This window comes from Klebsiella planticola (genome assembly GCF_000783935.2).
In the GTDB taxonomy this organism is placed as follows: Bacteria; Pseudomonadota; Gammaproteobacteria; order Enterobacterales; family Enterobacteriaceae; genus Klebsiella; species Klebsiella planticola.
Map to the genome: position 1 here is coordinate 1,143,709 of NZ_CP026047.1, position 15,353 is coordinate 1,159,061.

Annotated in this window: 16 protein-coding genes and 1 tRNA gene; 5 read left to right on the forward strand and 12 right to left on the reverse strand. The window is 52.7% G+C overall.

The genetic code is table 11. The features are described from left to right. The first annotated feature begins 147 nt into the window (after positions 1 to 147). Together MC50_RS05470 and MC50_RS05475 are read left to right on the forward strand one after the other, a co-directional pair. Positions 148 to 777, forward strand: a complete 630-nt coding sequence (locus MC50_RS05470; RefSeq protein WP_032690581.1) for a winged helix-turn-helix transcriptional regulator — start codon at positions 148 to 150, stop codon at positions 775 to 777. A 686-nt stretch (positions 778 to 1,463) separates the two neighbouring features. Continuing rightward, positions 1,464 to 2,015, forward strand: a complete 552-nt coding sequence (locus MC50_RS05475) for a YfaZ family outer membrane protein (protein ID WP_004868084.1) — start codon at positions 1,464 to 1,466, stop codon at positions 2,013 to 2,015. Positions 2,016 to 2,052: 37 nt separating this feature from the next. On the opposite strand, the gene MC50_RS05480 is transcribed toward MC50_RS05475, so the two are convergent. From MC50_RS05480 to rlmE, 7 genes are all read right to left on the reverse strand, one after another. Further along, positions 2,053 to 2,454: a hypothetical protein gene (locus MC50_RS05480; protein ID WP_032690580.1), complete on the reverse strand. Its 402-nt coding sequence runs from the start codon at positions 2,452 to 2,454 to the stop codon at positions 2,053 to 2,055. 146 nt (positions 2,455 to 2,600) lie between these two features. Then, positions 2,601 to 2,687: transfer RNA gene (locus tag MC50_RS05485), tRNA-Leu, on the reverse strand. Positions 2,688 to 2,700: 13 nt separating this feature from the next. Next, positions 2,701 to 3,030, reverse strand: a complete 330-nt coding sequence (gene secG, locus MC50_RS05490; protein WP_004868090.1) for a preprotein translocase subunit SecG — start codon at positions 3,028 to 3,030, stop codon at positions 2,701 to 2,703. 305 nt (positions 3,031 to 3,335) lie between these two features. Further along, complete coding sequence (gene glmM, locus MC50_RS05495) at positions 3,336 to 4,673, reverse strand: phosphoglucosamine mutase (protein WP_032690579.1); 1,338 nt, start codon at positions 4,671 to 4,673, stop codon at positions 3,336 to 3,338. Further along, positions 4,666 to 5,514, reverse strand: coding sequence for a dihydropteroate synthase (gene folP, locus MC50_RS05500; RefSeq protein ID WP_032690578.1), 849 nt, complete (start codon positions 5,512 to 5,514; stop codon positions 4,666 to 4,668). Before folP ends, glmM begins: the two co-directional genes overlap by 8 nt. 100 nt (positions 5,515 to 5,614) lie before the next feature. Then, positions 5,615 to 7,549, reverse strand: a complete 1,935-nt coding sequence (gene ftsH / locus MC50_RS05505; protein ID WP_015585660.1) for an ATP-dependent zinc metalloprotease FtsH — start codon at positions 7,547 to 7,549, stop codon at positions 5,615 to 5,617. 99 nt (positions 7,550 to 7,648) lie between these two features. Then, positions 7,649 to 8,278, reverse strand: coding sequence for a 23S rRNA (uridine(2552)-2'-O)-methyltransferase RlmE (gene rlmE, locus MC50_RS05510; protein ID WP_004106110.1), 630 nt, complete (start codon positions 8,276 to 8,278; stop codon positions 7,649 to 7,651). A 124-nt stretch (positions 8,279 to 8,402) separates the two neighbouring features. Between rlmE and yhbY the strand changes: the two genes are divergently transcribed. Next, complete coding sequence (gene yhbY / locus MC50_RS05520) at positions 8,403 to 8,696, forward strand: ribosome assembly RNA-binding protein YhbY (protein ID WP_004139797.1); 294 nt, start codon at positions 8,403 to 8,405, stop codon at positions 8,694 to 8,696. Positions 8,697 to 8,848: 152 nt separating this feature from the next. Here the strand turns inward: yhbY and greA are convergent, their stop codons facing one another. Continuing rightward, positions 8,849 to 9,325, reverse strand: coding sequence for a transcription elongation factor GreA (greA, locus tag MC50_RS05525; RefSeq protein ID WP_004868107.1), 477 nt, complete (start codon positions 9,323 to 9,325; stop codon positions 8,849 to 8,851). 235 nt (positions 9,326 to 9,560) lie between these two features. Here greA and dacB point away from each other — a divergent pair, with 235 nt between their 5' ends. After that, positions 9,561 to 10,994, forward strand: coding sequence for a serine-type D-Ala-D-Ala carboxypeptidase (gene dacB / locus MC50_RS05530; RefSeq protein ID WP_032690577.1), 1,434 nt, complete (start codon positions 9,561 to 9,563; stop codon positions 10,992 to 10,994). A gap of 118 nt (positions 10,995 to 11,112) precedes the next feature. Here dacB and cgtA read toward each other — a convergent pair whose 3' ends face one another. The 4 genes from cgtA to rplU form a co-directional block, all read right to left on the reverse strand. Further along, positions 11,113 to 12,291 (reverse strand): Obg family GTPase CgtA, encoded by a 1,179-nt coding sequence (cgtA, locus tag MC50_RS05535; protein ID WP_032690576.1) that lies wholly within the window; start codon positions 12,289 to 12,291, stop codon positions 11,113 to 11,115. A gap of 15 nt (positions 12,292 to 12,306) precedes the next feature. After that, positions 12,307 to 13,272, reverse strand: a complete 966-nt coding sequence (locus MC50_RS05540; RefSeq protein ID WP_102990864.1) for a DMT family transporter — start codon at positions 13,270 to 13,272, stop codon at positions 12,307 to 12,309. Between the two features lie 95 nt (positions 13,273 to 13,367). Further along, positions 13,368 to 13,625 carry a 50S ribosomal protein L27 gene (gene rpmA, locus MC50_RS05545; RefSeq protein ID WP_003861831.1) on the reverse strand — a complete coding sequence of 86 codons (258 nt, stop codon included), beginning with the start codon at positions 13,623 to 13,625 and terminating at the stop codon, positions 13,368 to 13,370. A 19-nt stretch (positions 13,626 to 13,644) separates the two neighbouring features. Beyond that, the gene (gene rplU / locus MC50_RS05550; RefSeq protein ID WP_004106123.1) at positions 13,645 to 13,956 is read right to left on the reverse strand and encodes a 50S ribosomal protein L21; all 312 of its coding nucleotides are present in this window, start codon (positions 13,954 to 13,956) and stop codon (positions 13,645 to 13,647) included. A 260-nt stretch (positions 13,957 to 14,216) separates the two neighbouring features. Between rplU and ispB the strand changes: the two genes are divergently transcribed. Continuing rightward, complete coding sequence (ispB, locus tag MC50_RS05555) at positions 14,217 to 15,188, forward strand: octaprenyl diphosphate synthase (RefSeq protein WP_032690575.1); 972 nt, start codon at positions 14,217 to 14,219, stop codon at positions 15,186 to 15,188. The last annotated feature ends 165 nt before the right edge of the window (positions 15,189 to 15,353 follow it).

A 15,353-nucleotide genomic window follows, 5' to 3' on the forward strand; every position in this document is an offset into this window, starting at 1 on the left:
CAGCCGACGTTAATCCGTCGGCTTTTTTTTGGTCAACACTCAACGCCAGAAAAATCTTAGCCTGTTAATTTTTACCTGTCGCAATTTCTTATAATTACTGTCTATAATCACCCGAATACATTTATCCTTGACCCCGTGAGGATCGCGATGAATATTAATCCCCCGGTCAGGCCAAACCAGGCGATCAACCGCCTTCTGGAAACGCTCGAACCGTATGCTACACCAATGAATGTCGTTGCCAGAAAAAGGCTGACGCCGAACTATAAAGGTAAAGCGCAGCTCTATCTTTTAAAAAAAGGTGAGCTGTCCATCATTCGTTCATCTGATAAATTATTGATCGTTACCGTCTATGAACCTCATCTGTTTGGCGTCGCCGAGATACTTCAGCCAAGCCATAGCCACGCTCTGCGTGCTGAGGTCGCCTCCGAGGTTCTGCGTATCGACAGCGAGCATGCCATCAAACTGTTCCGCGAGCATAACCTGTGGGAAGAGGTGACCCGCCTGCTGGCATACCATACTTCCTATCTGGTGTACCGGGACGATCTGGTGTTGCAGCAACGTACCTACTCGGTGATTCGCAATCATCTGCTGGAGATGCTGCTGTTGCCGCAAGAGACGCGCCTGCGGGTCTCCATCCTCGAATATATTCAGGACCGCACCCATCTTTCACGCAGCAGTATTCTCAATGTGCTGTCGGCGTTAAAAAAAGGGGGATATATTGAGTTCGCCCGCGGTGGTTATTTACAAAGCGTAAGCTCACTTCCTGAAAAATTCTAATCATCCATCGTACTATTTATCGCTTATCTATTGTTGTCGGCGCCGGGTCGACTGAAGAATTTAAATTTAAACAAACAAATGATAACGACAAGCGATAAATAATTTTATTCTGGGCTCCTGTATTTATCACACTGATTGTGTGTTGAAAACTGAACAACAAGCTCAGGAATGAAGATGGTTCTCCTTATGCCGTTCACCGTCAATGCCTGCTTCGTGCGCAGGTTAGTCTCCTTGTGTCCCGGTGCACGGTACGACAATACCTGTTTCTGCAGCTGGCACTATGACTCTCTTCTTTGACCGCAATTAATCAGCCTGGTGGCCGATGCGTTGGGAAGAGATGTCTGATGTGAGGATTAACCCTCATCTGGCTGCAGGCATTTATGCCCCTTCAGGCACGAGGATGGGGGGAAATCAGGTGTTTCAGCTGTCCCTGAAACGCCTGATGGATGGGCCGTCCGTCAGCAGAGGGTGCGCTATCCGTATGTCACACCAGACTGGGCTGATCGTGCGATGTTTTAGCACGCCAGCAACGCTGGCAATAATCAGCAAAGCGTAAGTGTCGATACCTCTACCGCAATCGTGGCAATGGTTTCGCGCTTCAGTAAATAACGATTAAACCCAAAAACCCGTTAAATTTTTGCCCGAACGCCCGTATCGGGCATTTTTTTACCTGAAGGAATTCAACAATGAGCATGATCACTCCGAAATCAGTTCTGTTAGTTGCCGCACTCGGTGCCAGCAGCGCCGCCTGCGCATCGGTAAACTTACACGGAGAGGCGGGGGAAGAGTTCACTAACCTTTCCGCCAGCTTCGGTGCAGAAGAACCGGGTATGACTTTTAACGGCAACTGGGCACACAGCGATAATGACGGCGACGTCGCCGGGTTAGGCATGGGCTATAACTTTAACCTCGGTCCGTTTCTCCTGACGCTGGGAGGCAAAGCGCTCTATCTGAATCCGCAAGATAGCGATGAGGGTTACGCCGTCGCACTGGGCGGCGGTGCACAGCTCCCACTGGGCCAATACTTTACGCTTTTCGGTGAAACCTATTATTCTCCGGACTCCATGTCCAGCGGCGTCGATGACTACGTGGAAGCTAACGCCGGCGTGCGGATTAACGTGATTAAATCGCTGAATATTGAAGCCGGATATCGCTATATTGATATGGCGGGGAAAGACGCCCATCATGACAACACGTTGGCTGATGGCGCTTATGCAGGTTTCAACTTCCGTTTCTGATGCAAAAGGGGATTGCCGCCGGCAATCCCTCATTCATTTATGCCGCCACAGGAACGCCTTTCAGCAGGCGGTTGATCACCTGTAGTCCTGCAATGTTGTTCTCTTTACGATAAACCTCATTCATCGCTGACATCTGTTCCAGTTTGGTCAGAGCGCTGTAGACGTGGAACGCCTCGCTGTCTTTATCAAATATGTCTTTTTTAGAGACATCCTGCAGGTAGTTGTCTTTTAACGACCGGCTCAGGTTGCCGATAATCGCGCTATTATCCTGGAAACAACTGACCACCGCCTGAGCACTCTGCCCTGAAGGCTGCGCGCCACTCTGCAATACCGGCACCGTTAAGGTATTAATGGTGTCCACGGTATCCCCCGACGGCGTAGCACTGCATCCGGACAAACACAGGGCGCCGGCAATGATAAACGACCTGATTTTTTTCATGGCGTCACTTCACCTCTTCTGAATAGATGAGCGCGACTTTAGCGATTGCGGTGGGTTCAAGACCAGTGAAGAGTTATTTATAAATAAATAAGCGCCTGTCGAAGGCAAAAAAAAAGACGCTTTTCAGCGTCTTTTTTTCGGAATATTGGTACCGAGGACGGGACTTGAACCCGTAAGCCCAATCGGGCACTACCACCTCAAGGTAGCGTGTCTACCAATTCCACCACCTCGGCACGGATATAACTATTAGTGCGGGATATCGCTGCTCGGCTGTGCCGGAGCTGTTGGCTGAGTCTGCTCGGTTTTCGGCGCGCTCAGATTATCCCACTCACTTCCTTTATTGGTCTTGTTGCTGTTGATATTGCCCAGCACCAGACTGATGATGAAGAACAACGCTGCCAGAATACCAGTCATGCGGGTCATGAAGTTACCAGAACCACTGGATCCAAACAACGTGCCGGAAGCGCCTGCTCCGAAGGAGGCTCCCATATCAGCGCCTTTACCTTGCTGCAGCATAATCAGACCAACGAGGCCAATCGCTACAATAAGGAAAACAACTAAAAGAGCTTCTTGCATAATCAACCTGTTCCTTGCGGATTCGCCGCATACCAATTGCTTCAACCAATAAAGCGGGAGGTTTTAATGTTTCCCACTGAAGCGGGTGTGAATACTAACCAAAGCGAATGACCTTCGCAAGGGCAATTTCGGTGCATTGTATCAACTGCGGAAAAAAACAGCAAAAAACGATTTTTTGGCGAAGAAAAAGGCGGCAAGCGCCGCCTTTTTAAACACTTAGCACCCTGTCAGCCCGCATAATTATTTCACATTGCCTGGCGCTGACGGCAGCACTGCGCAGACGAGAAAATAAATAACCGGCTTAATCAGGCGTTTTTCACCGCATCGGCGATACGATGCGCGAACTCATGCACCTGCTCTTCGTGCTCGCCTTCGACCATGACGCGAATAAGTGGCTCAGTACCCGATTTGCGCAGCAGCACACGACCACGATTGCCCAATGCCGCTTCCACTTCAGCCATCACCGCTTTCACGTTTTCATGTTCCAGCGGGTTACCACTGCCTTCAGTGAAACGGACGTTGACCAGAATTTGTGGGAACATTTTCATGCCGCTACACAGGTCATGCAGACTCATGTGGTTACGCACCATCGCTGCCACAACCTGCAGGCTGGCGACGATACCGTCACCGGTGGTGGTTTTATCCAGCAGGATAACGTGGCCGGAGTTTTCCGCCCCGATACGCCAGCCTTTCTCCTGTAGCTTCTCGAGGACATAGCGGTCACCCACTTTAGCCCGGGCAAACGGAATGCCCAGCTGCTTGAGCGCCAGCTCCAGCCCCATGTTACTCATTAACGTTCCCACCGCGCCGCCGCGCAGCTGGCCCTGCCGCAGACCTTCCCGGGCGATGATATACAGAATCTGATCGCCATCGACCTTATTACCTTCATGGTCGACCATAATGACGCGGTCGCCATCGCCATCATAGGCGATACCCAGATCGGCTTTTTCGGCCAGCACGCGCGCCTGCAGGGCGCGTACGTCGGTTGCCCCGACCTCTTCGTTGATGTTGAGCCCGTTCGGCTCACAACCCATCGCGATCACCTGAGCACCCAACTCGCGGAACACATTCGGGGCGATGTGATAGGTCGCGCCATGGGCGCAGTCGACAACCACTTTGAGCGCATTCAGGCTCAGTTCGTTCGGGAAGGTGCCTTTGCAGAATTCAATATAACGCCCCGCGGCATCCACGATGCGGCTGGCTTTCCCCAGCTCAGCAGAATCAACGCAGGTGAGCTCTTTTTCCATTTCCGCTTCAATCGCCTCTTCTACGTTATCCGGCAGCTTGGTGCCTTCAATAGAGAAGAATTTGATCCCGTTGTCATAAAACGGGTTATGCGAAGCTGAAATGACAATCCCGGCTTCAGCACGGAAGGCTCGCGTCAGGTAAGCCACCGCCGGAGTGGGCATCGGGCCGGTAAAAGAAGCGGAAAGCCCCGCCGCAGCCAGTCCTGCCTCCAGCGCCGATTCCAGCATATAGCCAGAGATACGGGTATCTTTACCAATAATGATTTTGCGTGAACCGTGACGCGCCAGCACCTTGCCCGCGGCCCAGCCCAGTTTGAGCACGAATTCCGGGGTGATGGGCGCATCGCCTACGCGGCCACGGATACCATCGGTGCCAAAATATTTGCGGTTACTCATAACGTTTATTTTCCTTTGTGCTCAGGGTGGCTTCCACCACGCGTAGCGCTTCTACCGTTTCTTTGACGTCATGGACGCGAATAATCTGCGCGCCCTGCATCGCTGCAATCACTGCACACGCCAGGCTACCGCTGAGGCGTTCCGCCGGCCCGACGTTAAGCAGTTGGCCAACCATCGACTTACGCGACATGCCGACCAGCAGCGGGAGACCGAACTGGTGGAACTCGCCGAGTCGGGCAAGTAGCTCATAATTATGGGCAAGATTTTTACCGAAACCGAATCCCGGGTCGAGCAACAATTTCTCTTTTGCGATACCGGCCTGCTCACAGCGCACGATATGCTCGGTGAAAAAGCGCGCGACGTCGGCAAAAACATCATCGTACTTCGGCGCTTCCTGCATCGTTTTTGGCTGTCCCTGCATATGCATCAGACACACCGGTAGCCCGGTTTGCGCCGCGGCTTCCAGCGCCCCTGGCTCGGTCAGCGAACGGATATCGTTAATAATATGTGCGCCTGCCCGTGCGGACTCACGGATCACTTCTGGCTTCGACGTGTCTACCGAAATCCAGACTTCAAAACGCTGGGCAACCGCCTCCACAACCGGAATCACGCGCGCCAGCTCTTCCTCGACGCTCACATCCAACGCTCCCGGACGAGTCGATTCGCCTCCGATATCGATGATAGTCGCTCCCGCGTTTATCATCAGATTGGCATGCTTAACCGCCTCCACGAGCGAGTTATGTGTGCCGCCATCGGAGAATGAATCTGGCGTCACGTTAAGGATACCCATTACGTGAGGATGGGAGAGGTCGAGGGTTGAGCCCTGGGCTACGAGTTTCATCGCGAAATCCATGAATCCGGAAGGTTAATAAAAAGAAAAACCCCGGAGCGGCTGGCGCCCCGGGGTTTCAATAGACATAACAACATCAATAGCGGCTAACTTATTTGTCGCCCAGTTGCTCTGACATGGTGTTACCCGGGTTCGGCGTACGCGGTTCATCGACCGGACGCGGCGCACTCGGGGTGCCATTGTTGCCAGAATTATTGGTGCCGTTCGGATCTTCCCATCCCGCAGGTGGGCGAACTTCGCGACGAGCCATCAGGTCATCAATCTGCGGTGCGTCGATGGTCTCATATTTCATGAGCGCATCTTTCATCGAATGCAGGATGTCCATGTTGTCATTCAGAATCTGACGAGCACGGTTGTAGTTGCGTTCAACCAGCGATTTCACTTCCTGGTCGATGATACGTGCTGTCTCATCGGACATATGTTTCGCTTTCGCGACGCTACGACCGAGGAACACTTCGCCCTCTTCCTCTGCATACAGCAGCGGACCGAGTTTGTCAGAGAAGCCCCACTGCGTCACCATGTTACGCGCCAGGTTGGTCGCGACTTTAATGTCGTTCGACGCCCCGGTAGAAACATGTTCTACGCCGTAGATAATCTCTTCCGCCAGACGGCCGCCGTACAGGGTCGAAATCTGACTTTCCAGCTTCTGACGGCTGGCGCTGATAGCATCGCCTTCCGGCAGGAAGAAGGTCACACCCAACGCACGACCGCGCGGAATAATCGTCACTTTATGCACCGGATCGTGCTCCGGTACCAGGCGGCCGATAATCGCATGGCCCGCTTCGTGGTAAGCGGTGGATTCTTTCTGCGCTTCGGTCATCACCATGGAGCGACGTTCCGCACCCATCATGATTTTGTCTTTCGCTTTTTCGAACTCGACCATCGATACCACGCGTTTGTTGCCACGGGCAGCAAACAGAGCGGCTTCGTTGACCAGGTTCGCCAGGTCAGCACCCGAGAAGCCCGGGGTACCGCGCGCAATGATTGCCGCGTCGATATCCGGCGACAGCGGTACGCGACGCATGTGAACTTTCAGAATCTGTTCACGACCGCGGACATCCGGCAGCCCCACGACAACCTGACGGTCGAAACGGCCTGGACGCAGCAGCGCCGGGTCAAGTACGTCCGGACGGTTGGTCGCCGCGATAACGATAATGCCTTCGTTACCTTCGAAGCCATCCATCTCAACCAGCATCTGGTTAAGCGTCTGTTCACGTTCATCGTGACCACCGCCCAGACCAGCGCCACGCTGGCGACCGACGGCGTCGATTTCATCGATGAAGATAATGCACGGTGCCGCTTTCTTGGCCTGTTCGAACATGTCACGCACGCGAGATGCGCCCACGCCAACGAACATTTCCACGAAGTCAGAACCGGAAATGGTGAAGAACGGTACTTTCGCTTCGCCGGCGATAGCTTTTGCCAGCAGCGTTTTACCGGTACCCGGAGGGCCGACCATCAGGACGCCTTTCGGGATTTTACCGCCCAGCTTCTGGAAGCGGCTCGGTTCACGCAGGTATTCAACCAGTTCACCCACTTCCTCTTTCGCCTCGTCGCAACCGGCAACATCAGCAAAAGTGGTTTTGATCTGGTCTTCCGTCAGCATACGGGCTTTGCTTTTGCCGAAGGACATCGCGCCCTTTCCGCCGCCGCCCTGCATTTGACGCATGAAGAAGATCCAGACACCGATCAGCAAGAGCATCGGGAACCAGGAAATAAAGATGGAAGCCAGCAGGCTAGGTTCTTCCGGCGGTTCGCCAACCACTTTGACGTTTTTCGTCAACAGGTTATCGAGCAGCTTCGGATCGTTGACCGGAATGTAAGTCGTGTAACGGTTACTATCTTTCTTGGTAACGTTGATCTCACGTCCGTTGATACGCGCTTCGCGAACCTGGTCCTGGTTGACCTCTTGCAGGAAGGTTGAATAATCCACCTTACGGCCATTAGACTCGCTGGGCCCAAAGCTCTGGAATACTGACATCAGCACAACGGCAATGACCAGCCAGAGTATTAGGTTTTTCGCCATGTCACTCAAGGGATTAACCTCTTATTACAACTGTGTTAAAAACAGCGTCAGGATACTCTATATCCAGCGTCTTTCAAACTTTCGTTTGAAATCTACCGGTTATGGTTTACGCCCGGTCGCTACAATGTACACTTCACGCGAACGTGCGCGAGAAGAGTCCGGCTTACGAACTTTGACCTTCGTAAACAGGGAGCGAATTTCTCTTAGATACTCATCGAAGCCTTCGCCCTGGAACACCTTCACTACAAAACTACCACCCGGCGCTAATACATCACGAGCCATTCCAAGCGCCAGCTCCACCAAATACATGGCCCGGGGAATATCCACCGCCGGTGTTCCACACATGTTTGGTGCCATATCGGACATGACAACCTGCACTTTACTGTCACCTACGCGTTCAAGTAACGCTTTCAGAACTAATTCATCACGAAAGTCGCCCTGAAGGAAGTCCACACCAACGATTGGATCCATAGGTAAAAGATCGCAAGCGATGATGCGGCCGCTGTTTCCGATCTGCGTAACCGCATATTGCGACCAGCCACCGGGTGCAGCGCCGAGGTCAACAATGGTCATCCCCGGTTTAAAAATCTTGTCACTTTGCTGTATTTCATCAAGTTTAAACCAGGCACGGGAACGTAACCCCTTTTTCTGTGCCTGTTGAACATATTTATCGCTAAAGTGTTCCTGAAGCCAGCGGCTTGAGCTGGCAGAACGCTTTTTACCTGTCATTTAACATTCCCGTTTCGGGTTCATCATACTTTGCGACGTAAAAATCGACACGGTAGTTTGGCGATATATGGGAGATGGCGGTAGAATGAACCGTTTTCAATCCCAACGTAAGCAAAAAAATACGATGAATCTGAGTACTAAACAAAAACAGCACCTGAAAGGTCTGGCACATCCGCTCAAGCCGGTAGTTATGCTTGGCAACAATGGTTTGACCGAAGGGGTACTGGCCGAGATCGAACAAGCGTTAGAGCACCATGAGCTCATCAAGGTGAAAATCGCATCGGAAGACCGCGAAACTAAAACCTTGATCGTGGAAGCTATCGTGCGCGAAACCGGCGCCTGTAACGTACAGGTCATCGGTAAAACGCTGGTCCTGTATCGCCCAACTAAAGAGCGTAAAATCTCGCTGCCACGCTAAGAATATCCTGAATCTCGACACAACTTTGTGTAAAACGAGGGATTTCTACGGGTAGACGAGCAAAATGCCATGCTCCGGACGTTGATAAAAGGCCGCTATGCGGCCTTTTTCCTTTCTTTACAATCCATCAACATGGTAGCGGGAAATACGGATTAAAGGTACTCGACCTTGATAATTTCGTATTCTACTTCGCCGCCTGGTGTGCGGATTGTCACTACATCGTCCTGTTCTTTACCGATCAAACCACGGGCAATCGGTGAATTCACAGAGATCAGATTTTGCTTAAAATCAGCTTCATCATCACCCACGATGCGGTAAGTCTGTTCTTCATCGGTATCGAGGTTCAGGACCTTTACGGTTGCACCAAAAATCACCCGCCCGTTGTTCGGCATTTTGGTGATATCGATAACCTGTGCATTGGACAGCTTAGCTTCAATATCCTTAATGCGGCCTTCGCAGAAACCTTGCTGCTCGCGGGCTGCGTGGTACTCAGCGTTCTCTTTCAGATCGCCATGTTCGCGCGCATCGGCAATAGCAGCGATGATTTCAGGACGACGAACGGACTTCAGAAAATCCAGTTCTTCGCGAAGTTTTTCAGCACCACGTAAGGTCATCGGAATAGCTTGCATTTGTTATACCTCTTTATCATTCCTTCATAGAACGGACGCCGCCGTTCCGCCACCAGTCAGGCATTGAGCAGGACAGGAGCAAAAAGAAAACCGACCCGGAAAACATTCCCCAGGTCAGCAGCAATTTTCAATTTGATACGTATTTTACCCTGAAGTTCACTATGGGTCATCGTTTACTTTACAGGGTGTTGCACCGTAGTATGACGACCTGGTTTCAGGTTGTTAGCGCGAGATTATGCGATTTCCCAGATTTATCATCGGATTGACCGCCGGTATAGCGTTTAGCGCTCAGGCGGCGAACATTGACGAATATATCACCCAGCTGCCTGCGGGTGCTAACCTCGCCTTCATGGCGCAGAAGGTTGGCTCCCCGACGCCGGAGATAGATTTCCACAGCCAGCAGATGGCACTCCCCGCCAGTACCCAGAAGGTGATCACTGCGCTGGCCGCTCTGCTGCAGCTCGGGCCGAACTTTCGTTTTACCACCACGCTGGAAACCAAAGGCAGCCTTGATGGCGGCGTGCTAAAAGGCGACCTGATTGCCCGTTTTGGCGGTGATCCCACGCTGAAACGTCAGGATATTCGCAATATGGTGGCGACGCTAAAAAAAGCGGGCGTCCAGCGGATCGAGGGGAACGTCTTGATTGATACCTCGGTCTTCGCCAGCCACGACAAAGCGCCGGGCTGGCCGTGGAACGACATGACCCAATGCTTTAGCGCCCCGCCTGCGGCCGCTATCGTCGATCGTAACTGTTTTTCTGTCTCACTTTATAGCGCGCAAAAACCTGGCGATCTGGCCTTTATTCGCGTCGCGTCGTACTACCCGGTGACGATGTTTAGCCAGGTGAGAACGCTGGCCCGCGGCTCCGCGGAGGCCCAGTACTGCGAACTCGACGTGGTGACCGGCGACCTGAACCGCTATACCCTGACGGGTTGCCTGCCACAGCGTAGTGAGCCCTTACCGCTGGCTTTCGCCATTCAGGATGGCGCAAGCTATGCTGGCGTGATCCTGAAGTCCGAACTGACCCAGGCAGGGATTACCTATAGCGGTACGCTGCTGCGCCAGACTCTGGCGAACGATCCGGGAACCGTGCTGGCTACGACGCAATCAGCTCCGCTGCACGACCTCCTGCGAATCATGTTAAAAAAATCAGACAACATGATTGCGGACACCGTCTTTCGCACCATTGGTCACGCTCGTCTCGGGGTACCAGGTACCTGGCGTGCCGGTTCGGATGCGGTGCGCCAGATCCTGCGTCAACAGGCCGGCATTGATCTCGGTAATACGATTATTGCCGACGGTTCCGGTCTGTCGCGGCATAACCTGATTGCTCCGGCAACCATGATGCAGGTGCTGCAATATATCGCCCAGCACGATAATGAACTCAACTTCATCTCCATGCTGCCGCTGGCTGGCCACGATGGCTCGCTGCAGTATCGTGCAGGCCTGAATCAGGCAGGGGTCGATGGTAAAGTGTCGGCCAAAACGGGTTCTCTGCAGGGCGTTTACAACCTCGCAGGTTTCATCACCGCCGCCAGCGGGCAAAAAATCGCCTTCGTACAATACTTATCAGGCTATGCGGTACCGCCTGCGGATCAGCGCAACCGCCGGATCCCGCTGGTACGCTTCGAGAGTCGATTGTATAAGGATTTGTACCAGAACAACTAATACAAAGGGCCGCATCAAATGCGGCCCTTTTTAGTGCGTTCTGCACCGCTTTCCGGCATATCCGGGCAGCAGTCCTGCCGTCGCCCCGATCGGCAATGTACCGGGGCGCTCCAGCAACTTAACGCTTATAGATGAACTCGACGCCTTCTTCGTCGTCTTCGTCCCAGTCGTCATCCCAGTCTTCGTCGTCTTCGACTTCAACTTCGGCTTCTTCAAGCTGCTGACGGTGGTAGTCGTCCCACATAAACTCGACTTTTTCAGGCGCTTTCTCTTCCTGTGCATGAACGATTGGGTTCTCGATGATAAAGGTCATCACGTCCCAGCACAGATCTTTCACGCCCTGCTGGCTTGCCGCGGAGATCAGGTAGAACTTATCTTCCCAGCCCAGCGCATCGGCAATGGCTTTCGCCTTCGCTTCAGCTTCCGCTTTATCCATCAGGTCAATCTTATTGAAGACCAACCAACGTGGTTTTTCAGCCAGCTTCTCGCTGTATTTTTCCAGTTCACCGATGATAATGCGCGCATTCTCAACCGGATCGGAACCGTCGATCGGCTCGATATCGATGAGGTGCAACAGCACGCGGCAGCGTTCAAGGTGTTTCAGGAAGCGAATACCCAGACCTGCACCTTCCGCGGCGCCTTCGATAAGCCCAGGAATATCCGCAACAACGAAGCTCTTCTCGTTATCCATACGCACAACGCCAAGGCTCGGCACCAGCGTGGTAAACGGATAATCAGCCACTTTCGGCTTCGCCGCAGAAACGGCGCGGATGAAGGTGGATTTACCGGCATTCGGCATACCCAGCATCCCGACGTCTGCCAGCAGCATCAGCTCCAGCTGCAGATCGCGCTTGTCACCCGGCGTCCCCATCGTTTTCTGACGCGGAGTACGGTTGACGGACGATTTGAAACGGGTGTTGCCCAGACCGTGCCAGCCGCCTTTAGCGACCATCAGACGCTGACCATGCTTAGTCATATCGCCCATGACTTCGCCGGTCCCTTGATCGATAACGCGGGTCCCTACAGGCACTTTGACCGACACGTCTTTACCACGTTTACCGGTACAGTCGCGACTCTGGCCATTCTGTCCACGCTCAGCGCGGAAGGATTTTTCAAAACGGTAATCGATCAGGGTGTTCAGGTTTTCGTCCGCTTCCAGCCAGACATCACCACCATCACCACCGTCGCCGCCGTCCGGGCCGCCTCTCGGGATATATTTTTCACGGCGGAAGCTAACGCAACCATTGCCGCCATCACCTGCTACGACCAGGATTGTTGCTTCATCAACAAACTTCATTTTACTCTCCGAAAATCATTCGCCTGAGCGGGGCAGCGGTACAACCGCTTCACGCTTACGTAAGCCACCCCAAAGACGGTGGCCTATGGCGGAATACATCGCGCCCGCAACCACGACAAACGCACCGAGATAACCTAACAGGTTTAACATCGGTCTGGCGAAAACATCGGGCCAGGCCAGTGATAATAAATCTGAAAAAAGCAGCGTAAACAATGGCGTTAAGGTAATCAACGCGCTCACCTGAGCTGCCTGCCAGCGCGCCATGGCTTCCGCCAGCGCACCGTAGCCTACCAGGGTATTTAACCCGCAGAAAATCAGGCACGCCAGTTGCCAGTTGCTTAACGCCAGAACTTGTGAGAGCGTCGCCAACGGCAGCAACGCTATCGTACATAAAGTGTACAGCAAAAAGAGGATTTGCTGTGACGCCAGGCGGCGTAATAACACCTTTTGCGCGACGCCGTAGCTGACCCAAACCGCAGCCGCTGCAACGCCAAAAATTACCCCCCACGTGTAATCCGTCAGGCGGGTAAAAATCTCAATCAGGCTGGTGTTAAAGAACATCACCAGCCCGCAAATCAACATCAGTGCTCCCACGACCTGGGTACCACGCATTTTCTCCTTAAGGATGAATACGCTGGCCACCATCATACCGACTAGAGATAGCTGTCCGATCACCTGAGAAGCCGTGGGGCTAAGATATTGCAGGGAAGAGCTGAACAGAATGAAGTTACCAAACAGGCCGCCCGTCGCAATGGCCAGTAGAACCAGCCAGCGCGGTTTGCGAAAGAGGCGCAGCGGCGGCAGTTTACCTCTGATAGCGAGGATTGTGCCAAGGCCGATACTTGCCATCAAAAAGCGATAAAACACCACCGTCGGCGGCGCCATCACTTCAAGAACCTGCTTCATGGCAATGGGCAACGCTCCCCAGCACATCGCGGTGGTGAGGGCCAAAAGAATGCCAATGCCGGCCTGCTGCTTCATACCCGTTTTCCCTGCAGAAAAATATCCGGGATTCTAATGTAAAAAGCCCCGCAACACGTTGCGGGGCTTTAATCCGTTACCGGACCACGAAAAACTTACTCAGCAACGATGCTGATGTATTTACGGTTGTTCGGGCCTTTAACTTCAAATTTCACTTTACCGTCTGCTTTAGCAAACAGAGTGTGGTCACGACCGCAACCTACGTTGGTGCCTGCGTGGAATTTGGTGCCACGCTGACGAACGATGATGCTACCCGCCAGAACGGATTCGCCACCGAAACGCTTAACGCCCAGGCGTTTAGCTTCTGAGTCGCGACCGTTACGAGTTGAGCCGCCAGCCTTTTTATGTGCCATTTAAATCTCTCCTCAGGTCTTAGGCGCTGATGCCAGTAATTTTCACATCAGTGAACCACTGACGATGGCCCTGCTGCTTACGGTAGTGTTTACGACGACGAAACTTAACGATTTTAACTTTCTCGCCACGACCGTGAGCAACAACTTCAGCTTTGATTACGCCGCCCTCAACGAAAGGAACGCCGATCTTGATTTCTTCACCGTTTGCGATCATCAGCACTTCAGCGAACTCAACAGCTTCGCCAGTTGCGATGTCCAGCTTTTCCAGGCGAATGGTCTGACCTTCGCTTACTCGGTGTTGTTTACCACCACTTTGGAAAACCGCGTACATATAAAACTCCGCTTCCGCGCACCTCTTCGTGTGATTCAGAGTGCGCTATAAATATTCACAATAGGGCGCGAATATTACGCAAAACGCGAGCCTTTGACAAGAGCGATTAGCGATCAACGCAGAAAAAAAACACAACTTTCACGCTAACGTTTATCTATGGCAATTTTTCAGTACAATCATAGCTTCGTTTAATTCTATCTTAATCCTTCTGTGAACCCACCTGGATTCGCGGTAACAGGACATGTGGCCCGGCTTTTGCGATGAATTTAGAAAAAATCAATGAGTTAACCGCGCAGGATATGGCGGGTGTCAATGCGACAATCCTTGAGCAACTTGACTCAGATGTTCAGCTTATCAATCAATTAGGCTATTACATCGTTAGCGGAGGCGGTAAACGTATTCGTCCGATGATTGCGGTTCTTGCCGCCCGGGCAGTGGGTTACCAGGGCGACGCGCATGTCACTATTGCCGCACTGATCGAATTTATTCATACCGCCACCTTGTTGCATGATGATGTCGTTGATGAATCCGATATGCGCCGCGGCAAGGCGACGGCAAACGCCGCTTTTGGCAACGCAGCCAGCGTGCTGGTTGGTGATTTTATCTATACCCGCTCTTTCCAGATGATGACCAGCCTCGGCTCGTTAAAAGTGCTGGAAGTGATGTCTAAAGCCGTTAACGTCATTGCCGAAGGCGAAGTGCTGCAGTTGATGAACGTCAACGACCCGGACATCACTGAAGAAAACTATATGCGGGTAATTTACAGCAAAACAGCCCGTCTGTTTGAAGCCGCCGCACAGTGTTCCGGCATCCTGGCCGGTTGTACCGCAGAACAGGAGCAAGCGCTTCAGGACTATGGTCGTTATCTCGGCACGGCATTCCAGCTGATCGACGATTTACTGGACTACAGCTCTGATGGTGAGCGTCTCGGCAAAAACGTGGGTGATGACCTGAACGAAGGCAAACCGACGTTACCGTTATTGCATGCCATGCGTCATGGCACTCCAGAGCAGTCAGCGATGATTCGCGGAGCGATTGAGCAAGGCAACGGGCGTCACCTTCTCGACGCGGTTCTCGAGACGATGGCGACCTGCGGCTCACTGGAGTGGACCCGTAAACGCGCGGAAGAGGAAGCGGACAAAGCCATTGCGGTGCTTCAGGTCTTACCGGATTCCCCATGGCGTGAAGCGCTTATCGGTCTTGCCCATATTGCGGTACAACGCGACCACTGATTCCCCCTCCCCTGTTCCCGCGACGGCGCGGGAACAGGCCATAAAGTTCCAGTAAAATTCATGCCTCGCCTTATTTCCTGGTATATTCCGAATATCAAGACACCTTACAAGAACTTGTTAGAACTTAATTAAACCTGGGAGTATAGTCATTCCGTTGCTCATATA